Source organism: uncultured Paraglaciecola sp. (assembly GCF_937123705.1).
Taxonomy (GTDB): domain Bacteria; phylum Pseudomonadota; class Gammaproteobacteria; order Enterobacterales; family Alteromonadaceae; genus Paraglaciecola.
On sequence record NZ_CAKZKO010000156.1, the window covers coordinates 1 to 3,918 of the forward strand.

Consider the following 3,918-nt stretch of genomic DNA (forward strand, 5'->3'; position numbering starts at 1 on the left):
CTGCTCTAAAATTGACAATATGGGGGCTAATCCACTACCACCAGCAATCAACAACATATGATTGTCAGAGTCTCTTAAAAAGAAGTCTCCAAACGGCCCTTCCAATTCAATACTTTTGTTGACTAAATCCTCCCTTTTAACCAAACCAGAAAACTCACCATTAGGCACATGGCGTATAATAAATTTTACACGTGTATTTTCAGCATTAGGTTTTGATGCAAAAGAATAGGCTCTTGTTACTCCAGGTAGACAGTCAAGACTTAACTTAGCATATTGCCCTGCCTTAAAAATCGGCACTTCATCCAGTTCAATTTCTATCGCAGTAATGTCGTGAGTTAATTCTGTTTTACCGACTATTCTTCCTCGATTTATGCGTTTCTTAGCTCGACTCAGGTCGACCTCAACTTCAACATCATCCGTTTTTGGTACGCTCTGACAGGCGAGTATATAACCAGATTGGACTTCTTCTGCCGTTAATAGATAGCTTGCATCAGTAAACTCTTTTACCTTACCCTTGATTAGTTTGCACTTGCATTCAGCACAACCACCAACTTTACAGCTATAGGGAAAATTAATTCCGTTCCGCAAAGATGCACTGAGCACTGTCTCTTTTTTTTCTAAAGAAATAGCGAGTTGATTCACCCGCATCCCTTCGGGGCTAGCGCTAGAAAATATAGACTTGATAAATGACCGAATCATAAGGGGTTTCCTTTTTATTATGTGCATCCAGTTTAAAGCCAATGCATATATTGGTAGGCGGCATATTCTGACAAGTCAGGGTCATATTTTGACAAGCAGGAGTCACATATTGACAACCCCTATTTTCTAAACGATGCTAATAATCAAAATAACAAAAGCGCTCCCTATGATAATTCTGAAGCAGGCCTCTTGATGATTCACACAAACGCAAAAATACCGGGAGTATACTTACTCGCCGTAGCTGAATGCATGGCAGACTTTGGCATCAATCAAAGAAAGTGGTTAGATGGGAGCCCATATCAAGTCATTGATGCAGGCATGCTTGATGCAACGGTTAGCTATGAAGCACTTTATGACTTGGTTATTAAAGCCGTTGAACTATCGAACAATACTGCGATAGGTGTGATGGTTGGCCACCGATTAACATTGCAGTCTCACGGTATACTTGGCTACGCTTTAATGAACTGTGAAGATTTAGTATCAGCCGCTAAATTACTTGAACAGTATATATCATTACGCTTTCCCCTTATTGACATATCAACTCGGTATAACGATTCAGAATTCATCATCGAACTTAATGAAAAATTCCCGCTCAATGAAATACGAAATTTAGTATTAGAAGCGATACTGGTTACGATTAAGTCGGCTCTCGACCAATTAACACCTAAAATAAAAAAAAGCCTGACGATTAGTTTTCCCTATGCTAATAATCAAACAAATGCTTATCATAGTTTGACGGATTGCAAACTCATATTTAATGCACCCTGCGCAAGTATCAGTATTACAAAAGAATTAATGCTAGAACGAATTCCACTTGCCAATTTAGCCGCTTATAAAGAGGCAGAAATTTTATGCGCGAAAGAATTAAAAATTATTCATCAAGAAAGCAGCTATAAAAATAAAGTTAAACAAAAAATTCTGGCAAACAGTGAAAATTTTCCGACACAAGCAGTGATGGCATCATGGTTTAATATGACCTCAAGGACTTTGCACAGAAGGCTTGTCAGTGAAGGTGTGTCTTACCGTGAAATTCTGGAAGAGGTAAAAAAAACGCTCGCCATTTCTTATCTCAAAAATACCGAGATGACGATTAAAGAAATTAGCTATTTTTTAGGTTATGAGGATGATCGAAATTTCAGCCGTGCTTTTAGACGCTGGCAAGGCATTTCACCGTCAAGGTATCGTTCTGAATGTTAATGCCGATTAATGAAAAAGCGCTGCATAAAGAAAAGCAATTGAATGCCTTTACAGCATGCAGTTTTAACTTTTTATCTTTTTGGCGTACTTTCTAGCAGGCGGCTTGCGAGCGCTAGGTTTCCCGCCACTTGATTTCTTCGCGCCCTTTTTTTTGAACCCAGCACCTTGCCCCTTTAATCCCTGCAACGCAGTCGGTATGTACTGCTTAGCCTGTTCAATCAGCGCCAACAAATGATGATTCAGCGGTTGCATAAATCCTTGGTAGTTAAGCTCGCGCTGGCTGATCGCGTTCAGCTGCTGTTCCCACAAAGCCGTCATATCAGGCGTAATGGCCGATTCAGGTAAGCTGTTGATTAAGCCCCTACCAATATCCGTACTGCGTATCTGCTTGCCCGTGCGCTGTAAAAAGTTACGCCTAAAAAGCAGCTCAATGATTCCCGCTCGCGTTGCTTCAGTACCAAGACCGTCGGTTTCTTTTAACGTCTTGCGAATTTCAGCGCTGCTGACATAACGAGCAATGCCGGTCATTGCCGCCAGCAAGGTGCCGTCGTTAAAATATTCGGGCGGTGTGGTTTGTTTTTCTACTAAATTGGCGTTATCGCAAGTCCAAGCAAACTTTCCGTATTGTTTGTCATTTGGGTCTAGGGTGATGGGCGGTAAAGACTGCCCAGTATCTATTTTGTTAACGTGCTGACCACCCGAGCCGTTTTTATTTCCATACAGTACTTTCCAGCCTTGCTTCAATGGCTGCTTGGCTTGAGTCTTAAACTGGCCACCCGCAATAGTCGCTTCGACTTTGGTTTCGGCATATTGATAGGCTGGGAAAAACTGCATCAAATATTGGCGCGCGATATGACGATACACTTTTTGTTCAAACTGGTTCAATTTTGAAAACTGTTCAGCCGATATTGATTTTTCACTCGGCACAATCGCATGGTGTGCTTCTACTTTGCTATCGTTAAAGACTTTGCTTTTTAAATTCGGTTGCGCCTGCTGGGCATATTCCGTCAGCGGCTGGCAGTTTTGACCAATTGCGTTAATTACTTGTGGGGCAAGGTTATGCTGCTCATTGGGTAAATGACGGCTATCGGATCTTGGATAGGTAATAAGTTGATGGCGTTCATACAGACTCTGACAGGTATCTAATACTTGCTGGGCGCTCATCGAGAAAGCTTTCGCCGCTTCGATTTGTAAAGTGGATAAATTAAACGGCAGCGGCGGTGGCTGCTGCTTCTCTTTTTGTTCAAGCTTGGTAATTTCAGCAGGCTGGTTGGTGATGCGCTGACAGACATTTTCTACCAAAGGCTTGTGTAATACTCGGCCTTCTTCATCTTGATACGGCTTGCAGGCTTCGCTGGGCTGCCACTTTAATAAAAAGGATTCATTCGTCGTATTGTTTAAACGTGCTTCGACTTGATAAAAATCGCGGCTTACAAAGTTTTCAATGTCTTCATCGCGCTTAACCACTAAGCCTAATAACGGCGTTTGTACACGGCCAACCGACAGTACACCTTTATAGCCCGCCTTCTGCCCTTGTAAGGTATAAGCCCGTGTCATATTCATGCCATATAGCCAATCAGCGCGCGAACGGGCTAAGGCTGAAACTGACAGAGGCACGAATTCTTGATTGCTGCGCAGGTTTTGCAAAGCACGCTTCACCGCGGGTGGATTCAAATCACTAATTAAGCAACGCTCGGTCGTCTTTCTTTTATGGGCACTGATTTTTAGGTGACTTAATACTTCATCAACTAATAGCTGCCCTTCGCGATCGGGATCACCGGCGTGGACAATATGGTCGGCCTGCTTCACCAGTTTACGTAATACGGTTAATTGCGCCCGGGTCTGAGACTTGGCTTTTAACTGCCACTCTTGCGGCACAATGGGAAGGTGTTCGAGCTTCCAAGATTTAAACGCTTCGTTATACGCGTCGGGTTCTGCTTGCTCTAATAAATGACCGATGCACCAGCTCACCACATCGCCATTAGCCAGCTCGATATAACCTTGCTGTTTGCGATGGGGTTT

Annotated in this window: 3 protein-coding genes; 1 reads left to right on the forward strand and 2 read right to left on the reverse strand. The window is 42.8% G+C overall.

Going from position 1 to position 3,918, the window contains the following annotated elements:
- Positions 1 to 642 (reverse strand): 2Fe-2S iron-sulfur cluster binding domain-containing protein (locus tag Q0688_RS21170; protein ID WP_299082161.1); only part of this gene is annotated, 642 nt, incomplete at its 3' end.
- Between the two features lie 306 nt (positions 643 to 948).
- Here Q0688_RS21170 and Q0688_RS21175 point away from each other — a divergent pair.
- Entirely contained in the window at positions 949 to 1,896 is a 948-nt protein-coding gene (locus tag Q0688_RS21175) for an AraC family transcriptional regulator (RefSeq protein WP_299082163.1), read from the forward strand.
- Between the two features lie 63 nt (positions 1,897 to 1,959).
- Here the strand turns inward: Q0688_RS21175 and Q0688_RS21180 are convergent.
- The coding region (locus tag Q0688_RS21180; protein WP_299082164.1) for a DNA topoisomerase III at positions 1,960 to 3,918 on the reverse strand (1,959 nt) is incomplete at its 5' end.

What these genes read in the sequence shown, in the direction of transcription:
- Q0688_RS21175 (WP_299082163.1), top strand. Translation starts at nt 949, where the DNA reads ATGGCAGACTTTGGCATCAATCAAAGAAAGTGGTTAGATGGGAGCCCA.